This window comes from Nostoc sp. PCC 9305, assembly GCF_963920915.1.
In the GTDB taxonomy this organism is placed as follows: Bacteria; Cyanobacteriota; Cyanobacteriia; order Cyanobacteriales; family Nostocaceae; genus Nostoc.
The window spans coordinates 1-14,664 of sequence record NZ_CAWUDN010000022.1 but is presented as its reverse complement, the minus strand read 5'-3'; the positions used below and the strand labels follow the sequence as shown (position 1 = coordinate 14,664).

The window sequence follows — 14,664 nt, the reverse complement described above, 5'->3', positions numbered from 1 at the left end:
TTTCGGTTACATTGAATTCACCTTATACCTAACTATTAACTCCTCGCTCTAAAAAATGGTTCCTTCCAAACGAGTTTATTTATTATTGGTTTTGGGTATTGCGATCGCCCCGATCCTATCCTTATTTATCAGCATTAGAGCAATCATCGCGCTCGCTGTGCTATTTGATGCAATTATTCTCGGACTGATGGTTGCAGATGGTTTGCGGGTGCGGCGTTCTCGCGTGCAAATTACCCGCGAATTACCGTCACGATTATCCATTGGGCGAGATAATCCAGTAGTGCTAAAGGTGACATCGCCAAATACCGATGCCCAAATTGAAATCCGCGACTATTATCCAACAGGATTTGGCGTGTCTGCACCTGGACTCAGCGCCATTATTCCCAGTAACAGCACTGAGGAATTAACGTATAGTGTCCACCCGACACAGCGGGGAGAGTTTCCTTGGGGGAATATCCAAGTCCGACAGTTGGGGCTTTGGGGGTTAGCTTGGGATGATTGGCAAATTTCTCAAAGTCTGCCAGTGAAAGTTTATCCTGATTTAGTGGGATTGCGATCGCTCACAATTCGTCTGACACTGCAATCATCAGGATCGATGCGCCAATCTCGCAAAACTGGTATTGGCACGGAGTTTGCCGAACTGCGAAACTATCGCACTGGTGATGATTTGCGGTTTATTGATTGGAAAGCTACTGCCCGTCGGGTTGGGGCTTATGGTAATGCCATGCCACTGGTGAGGGTTCTAGAACCAGAACAGGAACAAACATTACTGATATTACTCGATCGCGGACGGCTGATGACGGCAAAAGTGCAGAATTTGCAGCGATTTGACTGGGGATTGAATGCAACTTTATCCTTAGCCTTGGCAGGTTTACATCGAGGCGATCGCGTGGGTGTTGGTGTATTTGACCGCCAAATGCATACGTGGATTCCCCCAGAACGCGACCAACATCATTTGAATCAATTAATCGATCGCTTAACTCCAATTCAACCAGTATTATTTGAATCTGATTATTTGGGAGCAGTGACAAATGTTTTGCAGCGACAAACTCGGAGGGCGCTGGTAGTAGTGATTACTGATTTAGTTGATGTCACTGCCTCTACAGAACTCCTAGCCGCACTCTCCAAGTTAGCACCCCGCTACCTTCCATTTTGCGTAACTTTGAGAGATCCACAAGTCGATCGTCTAGCACACACTTTTACAGATGATGTTGCAGGTGCTTACACCCGTGCAGTAGCACTAGATTTATTGATGCAACGACAAGTAGCTTTTGCCCAACTGAAACAAAAAGGTGTATTGGTGCTAGATGCCCCAGCAAATCAAATTGCCGATCAGTTGGTTGAGCGATATCTGCAACTCAAAGCGCGAAATCAACTTTAGTAATTGTCACTCTAACTTGTGTATTTTTATTCATTGAAGAAGAATTCAGAAGTCAGAATTCAGGAGTCAGAATCAAGACGCTCGTTCGCGTAGCGTGTCGCAGACAAGACTCGCTTGCCGCCGACGCTATCCGTCAGCGATGCACTGAGTTTCGACTGCGCTTAACTACCGCCGAGCGTTGTGTCATACAGAATACCTAACTGAATTCTGACGACTGACGCCTTTATTCTGTTCAATTATTTAGCGGAGGCATAAACTTTGCTTAAAATTATCCAGGTAGAGACTGATGAACATAAACTTCAGATACAAGAGGTATTTTGGGAATATTTTAATGAGACTAAGTTGATATTCAGCCATCAATTCGGCATCAATTTAAATGCTAATACATTCTTTGAGCAATATATGACTCAACTCCACGAATTTCTACCCCCTTCAGGGCGCTTGCTTTTGGGGCAATATGAGGAAACAATAGCTGGCTGCGCTTGCTTGCGAAAGATTGGTGAAGATATTGGCGAAATTAAAAGAATGTATGTAAAACCAGAATTTCGCAGAAAAGGAATCGGTCGGTCTTTATTAAAAGCTATCATCAATGAAGCTGCCTACATTGGTTACTCAAGGATACGTTTAGACAGCGCCCCTTTTGCAAAAGAAGCACACGCACTTTATCATGTATTTGGCTTTCAGAATATTGAGCCGTATTTGGAAAAAACCGAGATTCCTCTCGAAAATCGAGCAAACTGGATTTTTATGGAATTAGTTTTAAAATGATCGATATTCGTTGTGAAACTCTGTCAGACTACACAGCAATAGCTGAGGTGAATACATTAGCTTTTGGGCAGGAAAACGAAGCTAAACTTGTAGAAAAAATTCGCAATTCCGATCGTTATATTTCAGAACTTTCTCTAGTTGCAGAGGTTGAAAATATTGTAGTCGGTCATATTTTATTCAGCTACATTGACCTAGTAGGTGAAGAAACACTCCAGGTTCTAGGTTTAGCACCTTTGGCAGTTCATCCACAATTTCAAAAACAAGGAATTGGCAGCGCACTAATAAAAGCAGGGTTAGAAATAGCAGAAGCAAAGAAAGAAGCCATAGTAATTGTACTTGGTCATCCCCACTTCTATACTCGCTTTGGTTTTCAGCCTTCTGTTGTTTATGAAATCGAGTCTCCTTTTCCAGTACCAGAAGAATTTTTCATGGTGAAAGCACTACAAAGTTATCAAAAGCAGTATAAAGGCAAGGTTGTTTATCCAGCTACTTTTGATGAAGTATAATATTATCCCCACGTTAAATCAGTTAAAGCAAGAGACGCATGAATCGTCGTTAAGACGAAAGACTATTGTAGAGACGCCGATTTATCGCGTCTTTGTGATGGATTTATCACGTCTTTATGTAATAAATTAGATTTTTCAAACAGCGTCTGAGTTAAGAGCGTTTAAAATTACTGGTGATGAAACTACACCCTTTGCCTCTAACGCAGCTGCAACCCTTAAAATTAAGGCTTCATTATATGGTGCTGCAATCAATTGCACACCCAAAGGTAAGGCATTTGGGCGCTGAATGGGTACTGATAAAACTGGTAAACCAATGAAAGATAATGGTTGAGTAAATAGTCCTAAATGAGGACGGACAAGAATTTCTTCGCCATCCAAAATCATGGTTTGTTGACCAATTAATGGTGCAGAAATTGGTGTAGTTGGGGCAAGAATGACATCGACATTTTGAAAAACTTCCCGAACGCGATCGCGATACCATCTTCTAAATCGTTGTGCTTGGATATACCAGCTACTAGGAATTAACGCTCCAGCCAAAAAGCGATCGCGTGTTGCTGGATCAAAATCTTCAGGACGCAATCGCAACTTATCCAAATGCAGATTTGCACCCTCGCTAGCTGTAATCACAAAGGCTGCTGCACGGGCGCGGTGTGCTTCTGGTATGATTACGTATTCAGTAACATCTATTGCATCAGCTACTTTTTGCACTGCTGCTAAAGCTGCCGGTTCTGCACCTTTGGTAAAATAATCAGCTGCAATCGCAATTCTAATATCAGAAATATCTTGTTTGAGTTGTGGTAAACATAATTCAGGTGGACGCTTTGTACAAATGGGATCGCGATCGTCTTCTCCCTGAAGCACATCAAACACCGTAGCGATATCCTGCACCGAACGCGCAAAAGAACCAATGTGGTCAAAACTACTAGAAAATAAAGCTACCCCAGCACGAGATAATCTTCCATAAGTTGGTTTGAAACCAAAAACGCCACACAACGCCGCCGGAACGCGAATGGAACCATTAGTATCAGAACCCAATGTCAGCGGTACTAACCCAGCCGCAACCGCCGCCGCCGAACCACCCGATGAACCACCAGCAACTCGCTGTAAATCATGGGGGTTGTGAGTAGCACCGTAATGGGAGTTTTCTGTTACAAACCCATAAGCGTACTCATCCATATTCAAAGCACCAAGCAAAACAGCACCCGCTTGCTTCAACTTCACTACTGCGGTTGCATCTTGACTAGCTTCTGGGTTTTCTGCATTGATTTTCGATCCCGCTAGAGTTGTAAAACCAGCGATATCAAAGAGATTTTTCACCGCAAAAGGCACACCAGCAAGCACTCCAGGATGATTACCTTGGGCAATTTCCCTATCAATCAGTGCTGCATCTGTTAAAGCTGTCTCAGCAGTTATAGTCGTAAAACAGTTGAATAGATGATTTCGCGTTGCTATTCGTGCTAGCGCAGCTTTCGTAACTTCCACTGCGCTAACTTTACCTTCGCGTACAGCAGTTGATATGGTTATGGCATCGGCTGAATCAAAGTTCATGCTGAAATATTAAGAGATAGCACGTTTAGCTTTTTGAGTAATAGCAGTCAGCAATAGTTTTTGCTTCAGTAAAACATCAAGATAGCTATTCTTGAAGCAATTATGGTTCAAAAACTGGTGCAACTTCAATTTCCTCTGGTAAAGGGAAAGAATTTACCAGATTAGCGATCGCCATAATTCTCTCAAAATTTGCCACCACATCATCACGATACTCATCTCCAATCTCTAAATCCAACAACAACCCCATCAGATCGACATACTCACTCACATCAAACTCTTCTCTTTTCATTTCTCTTCCTTTGCGGTATCCTGCGGCAAGCCGTACCACTTCGTGGAAGCAAGGCTACGCGTAGCGTCTCGTAGAGAAGCGTCTACGTTATCTTAAACTTATAATTTCTTGTGAGAACTGAAATGCGATTAATTTGATACAGTAAACCCGGCTGTTATTTATGTGAAGGCTTGCAAAGAAAGCTAAGAACAAATCCAAAATCTCAGTTTCGAGTTGGAAGTGAGGGATATTTACGACTCGTGAAGATTGGTTGAGTGCGTATGAGTATGAGGTGCCAGTAATTTATTTAGCGAACCACAGAGGCGCGGAGGACACAGAGGGGAGTGAGAAATTAGATTAATTTGGTTTTCCATAGTAGACTCCTTTACCGTCGGTGCCAATGAAGACTAGCCCAAATTGCTGTCTGCTAGCTTCCATCACGTTCGGGACATCGCCAATGGGATTTAGAGGATTAGAGATGTTTGTCCATGTTTGCCCTCGATCCAAAGAACGGAAAATTCCTTTTCCCATACCAATAACTTTGCCATATAAATATAGTGCTGGAATTTTACTTCCGGTTTGTGGCTTGCCAAAAGCAAATAAATTAGCTTTCTCCACACTAGCTATTTTGGCAAACTTCGCACCACCGTTTGTTGAACGATAAAGCCCATTAGAATCAAGACTGATCCAAACTTCGCTACTCACTCCCGGAACTGTTTTGAGCATAGACCAATCTTCGCTAGGAAGTGTTGAGTTGACAAGACTGAAGTATGCGGCTCCATCCTTACTGCGGTAGACTTTGCCACCGTTGTAGTAGTAAAAAATATTGCCATTTACTTTGTCTGATGCCAATGGTTGACCCCAGTACCACGGCCCTTTGGGCCCATTGGGTAAACCTGATACTCCACTCCAAGTAGCTCCACCGTTAGTTGTACGTATAGGTTGTTTCTCGCTGGCGATCGCTACAAACAAACTTGGATTAGTTGCAGACATAGCTACCCGTAGTGGCATAGTATTCTGCGGAAATGAGAAAAAGTTCTTCCAGGTATGTCCGCCATCTGTGGAAGTTCCTCCTGTAAAGGTATTGAACCCTCGATGTCCGCCAACGCGTACCATACGTAAGGGATCTTTTTCACTGTAGGCAATGCTGTATGTTTCTTGATACCAAGGGCCGTTACTACCACCCAATTGAGTAGATGGGTAAGTATCTAATTTCTGGCCATGGTTAAAGCCTTCTACATCAGCCATACCGCTTAACAATAGCGAGCCTTTTGGAGGTGAGACGAGTTCAAAAGCAACTGTTCCCTCATGTCCTTTTTCATAGTTAGACCACATAGGCTTGCTAGCATTGATATTGTCTGCCTGCCAGGTTCCGTACCAGTCTGTTAACCAAACTTTGCCAGCAATATTTGGGTCAAATTCAATCGCTGAGGCCGCAGAAGCAAAATACCAGTTTGGCCACCAAGGTACTTGAGGATTCAATGAATGGCTTTTCTGTTGCCATGTAACTCCACCATCGGTAGATTGAAAGACTCTAGAGTAATTAGTACTTTCATGGTATTGGTCATAAGTAACTAAAACGTGATTAGAGTGATTGGGATCTACAGAAAGCCCATTAAATGAAATAGTTTTGATGTTAGTTGGCGTAATATTGCTCCAAGCCCCATTTACATATTTGCTAACTCCTGAAGTGTGCGTTACATACAGTACTCCATTGCTATTCAGCGCCATTCGATTTGCTTTTGATGGGCTTCCGGCTATTCTGCTCCAGGTAACACCTGTATCGGTAGACTTATATATCCCGTCCCCATAGGCATTTGCATAAACCAAGCCAGAATTCTTTTTACTAAACAAAATTCCTGTAATACCAATGGATGCATTGGGTTTTCCAGAGAAAGAACTTACTTTCTTCCATGTTTGACCAGCATTCATCGACTTCCATAGCCCATCCAAACGCGAACCAAAGAAGATGATATTAGAATTAAATGGATTAACTCCCAGCCTTTCCCCCGTCCATCGCTTAGTTTCGTTGCCACCCATTGGCAAATCTATGTTTAGTTTGTTCCAGGTTTGACCTTTATTGGTCGATTTGAAGATTGTTCCTAAGCCAGCCTTAGTATATTTGCCTGCTGCGATATAGACAACATTTGGATTGCTAGGGTCAAGCGCTAATCCTTCTCCGCCATAGTAGTTACTTTTATCGTAAGTGAAGTGATCTGTTAATGGCGTCCATCTCTTCTCTAGCGAATTCCAACGATAGAAGCCACCGATATCGGTTCTAATGTAGGCTAAATTCTTCTCTAAAGGATGCAGATAAATATTGGTAACATAGCTTCCTCCCCCTATAGAGACTTGATTCCATTGATACCCAGATGTAATGCTGCGACTAGGTTCAACGGTTGTAAGTGCTACGGTTGTAGCTAGAACGAGCATAGAAAAGCGGATTATTTTCCTTAAAGGAATATGGAACAAGCGAATGCTCATATAGTCTCATTTGTAAAGGACTGGAGTCAGAGATAATACTTAGCAAATAAGACTAAGCAGTATAAAATTAAGTGAAAATGCGGTATGCATTTTCCCCTGAGTTGGAAGATGACGTAATGACTGCTAATAGCTGATTGTTGATATAAATGTTTTGGCAAAATAAAAATACTTTGTCAATGTTTTTATGAAGTTTATGTATACTTTGTTATAACTACTTAGATTTATATATGATTGAATACATAGGTTTTTACTGCTGCTGAATAGTATAAAAAAATACTAAAACTTATTTTATATTTACACCACAAGAATAAGTTTCCTTGTTTGTTGCAGCACCGACATTGATTTGGGATGAAAATGAAGCTAGACGACTTGCATAAAAATATCTAGAAGTTCCCGTAAAGGCACAAAAAATACCCTAAAATATGCCTCCTGCCAGTTATCTATTCAGAATATTCAACATTCGTGCAAGAGGTGTATTGAATAGCCGTAAGTTGCCGAATATGAGAAAGAAAATTCAATCTCTCGATCTCAGATTCTGCGCGTTATCCTACAGAAACGCCTAACAGCAAACTGCATCTCTGCGTGAGAACAAAAATTATTTTACTCACCAGGCAAAATCAACCACCCCCATTAGTGTTTTATAGCAGTTTTCATGTATTTGAACTACACCTGTCGTAGGGGCACGAGGCCTTGCGCCCCTACCGCTATCACAGGATTTAGGTGCCTTAGAAAATCTCACATTCCTCCAACAATTTAATTAAGTATTTTTTGAAATATTAAAAATCCCTCTAAAGTCAGAGATATATTCTGTGCTGTGGTAGAGGATTTTTTGATTCTACTTCAGTATTTTAGTAAATAAACAAATTTTCCTGCTATTGAACTCAAATTAGTCTCTTTAGCTAGAGATATAAACAATTTTAAAATGATAGCAGATAAATGGTCTAGAATAACAATAAAAAACATGGATAACAAAAATAAACTTGAGAGTAACAAAAATAATCTTAATTTAAATCGTGACAAAAAAGAGGATGAAACTAATATAAATTCATTATCTAACGAACCCAAACAGTTAACTAAAACAATTAGTATAGATGGTCAGCGTCCAGTTGATCCAAGTAACATTCGGATTAAGGAAACAATTGATATAGATGGTCATCGCCCAATTGCAAAAGATAAAAATCATAGCGATCGCACAATTGATATAGACGGTCAACGCCCGATCGCTGAGAGTAATTTTGAAGAACATGATATGCTACCTCTAGACGGTAAGCGTCCAATTGACCCTAGTGATTTAGAGATTGAGAAAATTATTGACATAGATGGTCAACGTCCGATCGCCAAGAGTAATTTTCAAGTTCAGGATACCCTAGAGATAGATGGTAGCCGCCCAATAGTTTCAAATAACACTCCTGATTCGCAAATACCAACAGATTACGTAGACTAAAATCACAACCTTTCTTGACACTGTAAAGTAGTGAAGATAAAACAAGGGTACTCAGTAATCTACGTTGTTAGCATAGACTAACGCTATACCAATTATCTGTGAAGTTGCACATTATTTTAACCCCTCGCAACCTCGACTAAAATCACAACCTTTCTTGACACTGTAAAGTAGTGAAGATAAAACAAGGGTACTCAGTAATCTACGTTGTTAGCATAGACTAACGCTATACCAATTATCTGTGAAGTTGCACATTATTTTAACCCCTCGCAACCTCCCCGATGCTTTGGGGAGGTTGCAAGGCGATGGGGTTGTTTCTATGCGTCTTCATAAAGAATTGGTATAGATGATATGTTAGTGTTGAATCGCAGATGTTATAGCATCGCCATGATTATTTATTATTTATGCTTGCTGTAGTGATTTTAGGTCTGACTATAACAATAAATGCAAGCAAAGTAAAAACTAACATCTGCCAAGTCACCAAATTCCAGCCACCAAGATTCCAGCATAATAGACCAATGCTAGTACCAACAGCACCACCAATAAAATAGGTAGTCATGTAAACTGTGTTGATGCGACTGTTTGATTGAGCATCAAGAGTGTATATCCTGGCGACATTGGTAACTTGAATTGCCTGTACACCTACATCTAGTAACAATACAGCAACAGCGATCGCCAGCGCTGAATTAGAAGCAATTTTAGCAATTACTAAACTTACAATCACCAGAGATACAGAAATAGTTAAGGAACGTTGGGAATTACCTCGATCGGCTAATTTACCAAAAATTGGTGCCATTAATGCACCTGCGATCGCCACAAAGCCATACATCCCAATTGTGTCAGATTGAAAATTAAAAGGCGCTCCGCTTAAATGGAAAGTCAACGTTGTCCAAAAAGAGCAAAAGACACCAAACATTAATCCCCCAATTAAAGATGTTTCTCTCAATAAAGAAAAACGTTTTAATTGTTGAAGCGTTGATTTTAGTAAATCAAAATAATCACCACTGTATTCATTATTTACATTAGGCAAGTAAATCTTTAGTAAGACAGTAACAATTAAAATCATTCCTCCTGAAAATCCATATACATAACGCCAACTCAAACATTCAGCAATATATCCACTAAAAACCCTTGCTCCTAAAACTCCAATCAATATACCAGTAAAAATACTGCCTACAGTTTGACCTGTAGTTACTCTATCTATACTTGCTGCTAAAGGCAGAATAACCTGAGCGGAGACTGTTGTAATTCCAATAGCTACGCTCAAGATCCAAACCTGGAGGATATTTTGTGAAAACGTCATGACTATCAACAAACAAAACAAACATATAAGTAAGGAAAGAATTAATGTCTTTTTGTTGATTTTATCGCCCAAGGGAATTAAAAAGAAAAGCCCAAAACCGTAACCAACTTGCGAAAGCACAGATATACTACCCGCTTCACCTTCACTAACTTGAAAAGAAGATGCAATATCTTTGAGAATTGGCTGATTATAATAAACGTTAGCAACACACACACCAGATGCGATCGCCATAATCAGTACCTGAAATTTAGTTAATCCGTTACCTGAGATTTGTTTTTCCATTCAACCTAAGTTACTATAATTTAGTTGCTTGAGGACTTTTTTCTTTAGCTTCATCTGTGTTTATCAAAACAGAATTCAGGAGTCAGGAGCCAGAATTCAGAATTAATTTTGAACGAAAGAGCGGATAGCATAGCGTTAGCGTTCGCGCAGCGTCTCATAGAGAGAAACAAGCGTTGCGTCTTGATTCTGACTTCTGACTCCTGACTTCTGACTTCTGACTCCTGACTTCTGACTCCTGACTTCTGACTTCTTCTTCAATAGTTATTAGTTTTCCTGGTACCAAACCGCCAAGTTAGGATGATTGCAGCGCTGGCTAAACCAATAGCCAATCCCCACCAAAGACCAATAGCTCCAGACCCCAACGAGATCCCAAAAGTATAACCAGTGAATAAACCAACACACCAATAAGCAAAAATTCCAATCAACATCGGGATTCGAGTGTCTTTTAGTCCGCGTAATGCTCCTGCGGCAGTAACTTGCACGCCGTCAACTATTTGAAAAATTGCCGCGACTGCTAGCAATTTCACCGCGAGGGCAACCACATCGGCATTGTTCTGATTGTTGATGTCAATATAAAGAGAAATAATCGACTTTGGTACTAGCCAAAATGCAATGCCTACTACACTCATAGATAAAGCTGCAATGGCAATGCCTATATATCCAGCTAGACGACTGCCAACTAGGTCATTCTGTCCGGCTAACTGTCCAACACGAACTGTTGTCGCTAGAGAAATGCCTACTGCCATCTGGAATGACATCGAAATTGTTTGTAAAGCAATTTGATGGGCAGCCAGGGCATTTGTTCCCAATTGTCCGATCAATAAAGTCACAACAGTGAACAGTCCGGCTTCGACCATAATCAGACCCCCGATGGGCAATCCAACCTGCAAAATCTCGCCAACGATCCGGCGATGCTCTAGAGGAAAGGCTTCGTGAGACGAAGGTCGAAAAATACCGTAAACTGCAAAGCGAGGCTGATTGTATATATAAACTGCCAAAGCCACAAACATACTCCAAAGTGAAAGCGTGCTTGCCCAACCGATACCAGCTAAACCCAGCGCCGGGAATCCCAGTTTGCCAAACATCAGCACATAGTTAGCCGTGATGTTGAGCAGAGTACCGAAAACCACTGTCACTATCACTAATTGCGGTTGCAACAGAGCAGAAAGAAAACTTTTAAGTACTGCAAAGCCCAAACCAGGAATAAAACCCAGTGCGATCGCTCTTAAATAAATCTCTGCTAGTGCTACCGTGTTAGCATCCTGTCCTAGTAAAAGTAGTAAAGCACCTCCATTGTAAAGCAGCAATGTAATTGGTATTCCTAGCAGCAGAGATATCCCTAGTCCAAGCCTGACAATTGTGCCAACTTTTTCTTTATTTCCGGCTCCGTATGCTTGGGCAGCTAAGGGGCTGACAGCAGAAACGATACCAGTAAAAATCAACAGAGAAAAAGTAAAGATAACAGTTCCCAAACCTCCAGATGCAATGGTTTGACTTCCCAACCAGCCCATCATTACCGTATCGACAAAACCAGTTGCAGATTGAGCCAGTTGTGCCGCTGCCAAAGGTACGGCTAACATAAGACATTTTTTAACTTCAGAAAACATATACAACTACAACTGATAACCCGATGTGAAGAACAAAGGGTTTTTCCAAAATCTAAACCCATGTTCAGGAGATATTGCTCCTGGGAACTTGAATCTATCTTAATGGAGTCAGAGGACTCTCGTCACAGTCGTTAGTGCGGAAGACTTAACAGGAGATGAATTGCAACCAGGTAAAACTAACACGACACCTATTTTTTGTTGGATAAAGTTTTAGAATGTTTGGTGTGGACGATGGTTTATTCCCGAAGCAGCCTTCAAGCAGATTATCCAACATTGCGATCGCCAATGAAGCTGAAAATCCCCATACCAGCTTTGAGTGTCACAAATAATTTCAATGTTTTGGCAATCATCTTGAAGCTACGTTAAAGTAAACAGTTGGAGTTAAGAATGGATTTATATGCGCTTACCAATTGCAATTAGTGCTGTTTTAGTGGCATCTTTAAGTTTTAGTGCACCTGTAATATCTCAACCTCCTCCTATACAGGTAGCCAAAACGCCCGCGCCTAGTAGTTTAGCCTTGGAACAATTTAAGATTAATTACCGATTATGGAGACGGCAAAAAATCTCTAACTATCGCTATGAATTCACTAGAAGTTGCTATTGTTTACCTAAAGCCACAGAACCAGTGATTATTAAAGTACGTAATAGAGTCACAAGTTCTATTACTTATAAAGCAACTCAAAAGCCAGCTGATGCAGAATTGTTTAAACAATATAATACAATTCCTAAACTCTTTGATATCATCAGGGATGCGCTGATTCGGAAAGCAGCAAAGTTGACTGTACAATACGATCCAATACTTGGTTATCCAACTCAAATTAACATTGATTATAATAGCCAAATCGCTGATGATGAAATATTTCTTACAATTAGCAATTTGCAAAAAACTAATTAACTATGGCTAGTACCGCAAGTCGGAATTAAAAATTAAAAATTAAAAATGAATACAGCATAAGCGTTCCATTAATTTTGAATAGGTGGTTTATTTACGCCGTGTTGTACGAGGGAGAGCATTCTTTGTCAAAGCAGTGCTTAATTGATTCAGCATATCTTATCTTGCTTGCTCTAGAGAGTAGAATTTCTTAGCAAATTAAGGAGATGAGTTGATTGCAAATCCGCTCAGATGACTTGACAGGTAAAAAGATTGCCGATCTTCTGCGGGAGCATATCGAAAATATGCATGAGATGACACCGCCTGAAAGCGTTCATGCTCTTGATTTGGAAGCATTGCGTTCGCCTGATATTACTTTCTGGACGGCTTGGGAGCGATCGGAATTACTCGGATGTGGCGCACTAAAAGAACTAGATTCAAGAAGTGGTGAAATCAAATCAATGCGTACCGCCAAGGCTCATCGACGTAGAGGTGTCGCCTCAAAGATTCTTGAACACATCATAAAAGAAGCCGAACGGCGTGCTTACGATCGCCTGTATTTGGAAACAGGGGCAATGCCAGAGTTCGCCCCAGCACGAGCCTTGTATACAGGGTATGGGTTCGAGTACCGAGGCCCTTTTGCTGACTACATTGATGATCCAAACAGCGTATTTATGACGTTAGCTCTATAAAGGTTTAGGATGGCGAATAAGTAGGTAGACATAATTAAATATAAAATGAACTCCTAGTTTGTAGTGAGCGATTTATCGCTCAGAGCAAGGATGATCGGGACTAAAGTCCTTACTACAAACAATAAATTTATTTATGCCTAGATACTTACATTATTGGGCTGAAGCATTTAAAGTCTTTCAATAATACCATCACCACTCATCATTTTTGCGACTTCATCCATAATTTCTTTACTGCTATAGTCTGGCTTAAATGGATTTATTGGTTTTAACGATCACTGAATATTCAGTGGTTTTGTTTGAAAGGATTTTTGAAACTCATCTCACAGTTTATGCTGGCTGAAAACCAACATACACTAAACAATTCAAAAATGCTATATGTACTTGCAATTACATTTGCGTTCCTCAAATTTGTGAATTTTGAACTATATAATTACTAAACTTAAGTATTAAATAAAATGATTACCAATAGTTTAGGAAAAGCAAAGACGTGAACCGTTTCAAAAAGCTATCCTCAATTGCGTTCCTGTTATTAGCCTTCATTTATCCACCTACTTTGGTTGAAGCCAAAGAGAACACTCTCAACAATGTTCTCAATGAACAGAGTATTGACGCACAGACAAAATTAGTTGGAGAGCAAAGTGAAGAGTTTTTGTTAGCTCACAGACGGAATCGACGACGTTATCATAGACGGCAACGAACTGGAAGATATTATTATCAACGCCAGAGGAATCGACGACATTATTATAGACGGCGCTATCGCTCCATACGTTATCATGGACAACAATATCGTCGTGGAGAATGGGAACTTGTGCGCGATCGTCATGGACGATTAATGTATGATTGGCAGCGTTAATAGTAAACTTTACACTCAATTTTTCTAGAGAATCTTTATGCGTAAATCCTAATGCAAAACCCAAATACTTTACCCGGTTTTTAATTATCTCACGGGTTGGCGGAATATCTATGGTGTTAATAAACTCATGGTCAATGTTGTTCTATTCAGATGCGATAAATCATCATAAAGACGCAATAAATCGCCGTCTCTACAAAAGACTAATTATTGGGGTGCAGGGGATCAGGGGAGCAGCACTTCGGCTCATTTCGGCTACGCTCAATGACCAACGCTCAGTGACCGAGGATAAGTTGCAGTAAGTTTTACCCCTCAAGCTTGTGAGAAACGCCAGTAGGGTGGGTTCCACGCCGAAATAACAAATGCTATCATGTCCGCATAATTAGCCTCTTTTTATCACTTTGGGAGAAACCAATCACTGAAAGCCTTTCAGAGCTTTAATCTCCAGGTTTTGGTTACAAATTTTAGTTCCTGTTAGAAAATAAACACTCAAAGCTTGACTCAATCAAAGTTTCGGAATCTTGCTTCGATTATTGTTTTCCGAGAGTAACAAAACAGGGTTAGTTATGCTAACCACAGTCATTGCACCCCACACGCCAGTCGCTCATGGCAGGGTGGATTAATTGTCGGGAGAGAAAAAGTTTTCTCAGTCGACCATTGGAC

Annotated in this window: 13 protein-coding genes and 1 pseudogene; 9 read left to right on the top strand and 5 right to left on the bottom strand. The window is 40.6% G+C overall.

Annotated features, from left to right (window positions below):
- Positions 1 to 55: 55 nt before the first annotated feature.
- The 3 genes from ACM0OX_RS10545 (at position 56) to ACM0OX_RS10535 (ending at position 2,655) form a co-directional block, all read left to right on the top strand.
- The gene (locus tag ACM0OX_RS10545) at positions 56 to 1,381 is read left to right on the top strand and encodes a DUF58 domain-containing protein (protein WP_414514828.1); all 1,326 of its coding nucleotides are present in this window, start codon (positions 56 to 58) and stop codon (positions 1,379 to 1,381) included.
- A 258-nt stretch (positions 1,382 to 1,639) separates the two neighbouring features.
- Positions 1,640 to 2,149, top strand: coding sequence for a GNAT family N-acetyltransferase (locus ACM0OX_RS10540; RefSeq protein WP_414514827.1), 510 nt, complete (start codon positions 1,640 to 1,642; stop codon positions 2,147 to 2,149).
- On the top strand, positions 2,146 to 2,655 hold the full coding sequence (locus ACM0OX_RS10535) for a GNAT family N-acetyltransferase (RefSeq protein ID WP_414514826.1): 510 nt from the start codon (positions 2,146 to 2,148) through the stop codon (positions 2,653 to 2,655). Before ACM0OX_RS10540 ends, ACM0OX_RS10535 begins: the two co-directional genes overlap by 4 nt.
- 135 nt (positions 2,656 to 2,790) lie before the next feature.
- On the opposite strand, the gene ACM0OX_RS10530 is transcribed toward ACM0OX_RS10535, so the two are convergent.
- Both ACM0OX_RS10530 and ACM0OX_RS10525 read right to left on the bottom strand, forming a co-directional pair.
- Positions 2,791 to 4,203: an AtzE family amidohydrolase gene (locus ACM0OX_RS10530; protein ID WP_414514825.1), complete on the bottom strand. Its 1,413-nt coding sequence runs from the start codon at positions 4,201 to 4,203 to the stop codon at positions 2,791 to 2,793.
- A 100-nt stretch (positions 4,204 to 4,303) separates the two neighbouring features.
- Positions 4,304 to 4,492: a DUF4089 domain-containing protein gene (locus tag ACM0OX_RS10525; protein ID WP_414514824.1), complete on the bottom strand. Its 189-nt coding sequence runs from the start codon at positions 4,490 to 4,492 to the stop codon at positions 4,304 to 4,306.
- Positions 4,493 to 4,662: 170 nt separating this feature from the next.
- Here ACM0OX_RS10525 and ACM0OX_RS10520 point away from each other — a divergent pair.
- Positions 4,663 to 4,832, top strand: a pseudogene (locus tag ACM0OX_RS10520) (glutaredoxin family protein).
- On the opposite strand, the gene ACM0OX_RS10515 reads toward ACM0OX_RS10520, so the two are convergent.
- On the bottom strand, positions 4,829 to 6,904 hold the full coding sequence (locus ACM0OX_RS10515; RefSeq protein WP_414514823.1) for a hypothetical protein: 2,076 nt from the start codon (positions 6,902 to 6,904) through the stop codon (positions 4,829 to 4,831). The pseudogene ACM0OX_RS10520 and the gene ACM0OX_RS10515 overlap by 4 nt on opposite strands.
- 1,012 nt (positions 6,905 to 7,916) lie before the next feature.
- Here ACM0OX_RS10515 and ACM0OX_RS10510 point away from each other — a divergent pair.
- Positions 7,917 to 8,399 carry a hypothetical protein gene (locus ACM0OX_RS10510; RefSeq protein WP_414514822.1) on the top strand — a complete coding sequence of 161 codons (483 nt, stop codon included), beginning with the start codon at positions 7,917 to 7,919 and terminating at the stop codon, positions 8,397 to 8,399.
- A 388-nt stretch (positions 8,400 to 8,787) separates the two neighbouring features.
- Here ACM0OX_RS10510 and ACM0OX_RS10505 read toward each other — a convergent pair whose 3' ends face one another.
- Positions 8,788 to 9,981, bottom strand: a complete 1,194-nt coding sequence (locus ACM0OX_RS10505) for an MFS transporter (protein WP_414514821.1) — start codon at positions 9,979 to 9,981, stop codon at positions 8,788 to 8,790.
- A gap of 254 nt (positions 9,982 to 10,235) precedes the next feature.
- Positions 10,236 to 11,561: an MATE family efflux transporter gene (locus tag ACM0OX_RS10500; protein ID WP_414514820.1), complete on the bottom strand. Its 1,326-nt coding sequence runs from the start codon at positions 11,559 to 11,561 to the stop codon at positions 10,236 to 10,238.
- A 225-nt stretch (positions 11,562 to 11,786) separates the two neighbouring features.
- Here ACM0OX_RS10500 and ACM0OX_RS10495 point away from each other — a divergent pair, with 225 nt between their 5' ends.
- From ACM0OX_RS10495 to ACM0OX_RS10480, 4 genes are all read left to right on the top strand, one after another.
- Positions 11,787 to 11,954, top strand: coding sequence for a hypothetical protein (locus tag ACM0OX_RS10495; protein ID WP_414514819.1), 168 nt, complete (start codon positions 11,787 to 11,789; stop codon positions 11,952 to 11,954).
- Between the two features lie 31 nt (positions 11,955 to 11,985).
- Positions 11,986 to 12,483, top strand: coding sequence for a DUF6174 domain-containing protein (locus tag ACM0OX_RS10490; protein ID WP_414514818.1), 498 nt, complete (start codon positions 11,986 to 11,988; stop codon positions 12,481 to 12,483).
- Positions 12,484 to 12,695: 212 nt separating this feature from the next.
- Positions 12,696 to 13,151, top strand: a complete 456-nt coding sequence (locus ACM0OX_RS10485; RefSeq protein WP_414514817.1) for a GNAT family N-acetyltransferase — start codon at positions 12,696 to 12,698, stop codon at positions 13,149 to 13,151.
- A gap of 487 nt (positions 13,152 to 13,638) precedes the next feature.
- Complete coding sequence (locus ACM0OX_RS10480; RefSeq protein WP_414514816.1) at positions 13,639 to 14,004, top strand: hypothetical protein; 366 nt, start codon at positions 13,639 to 13,641, stop codon at positions 14,002 to 14,004.
- Positions 14,005 to 14,664: the final 660 nt, after the last annotated feature.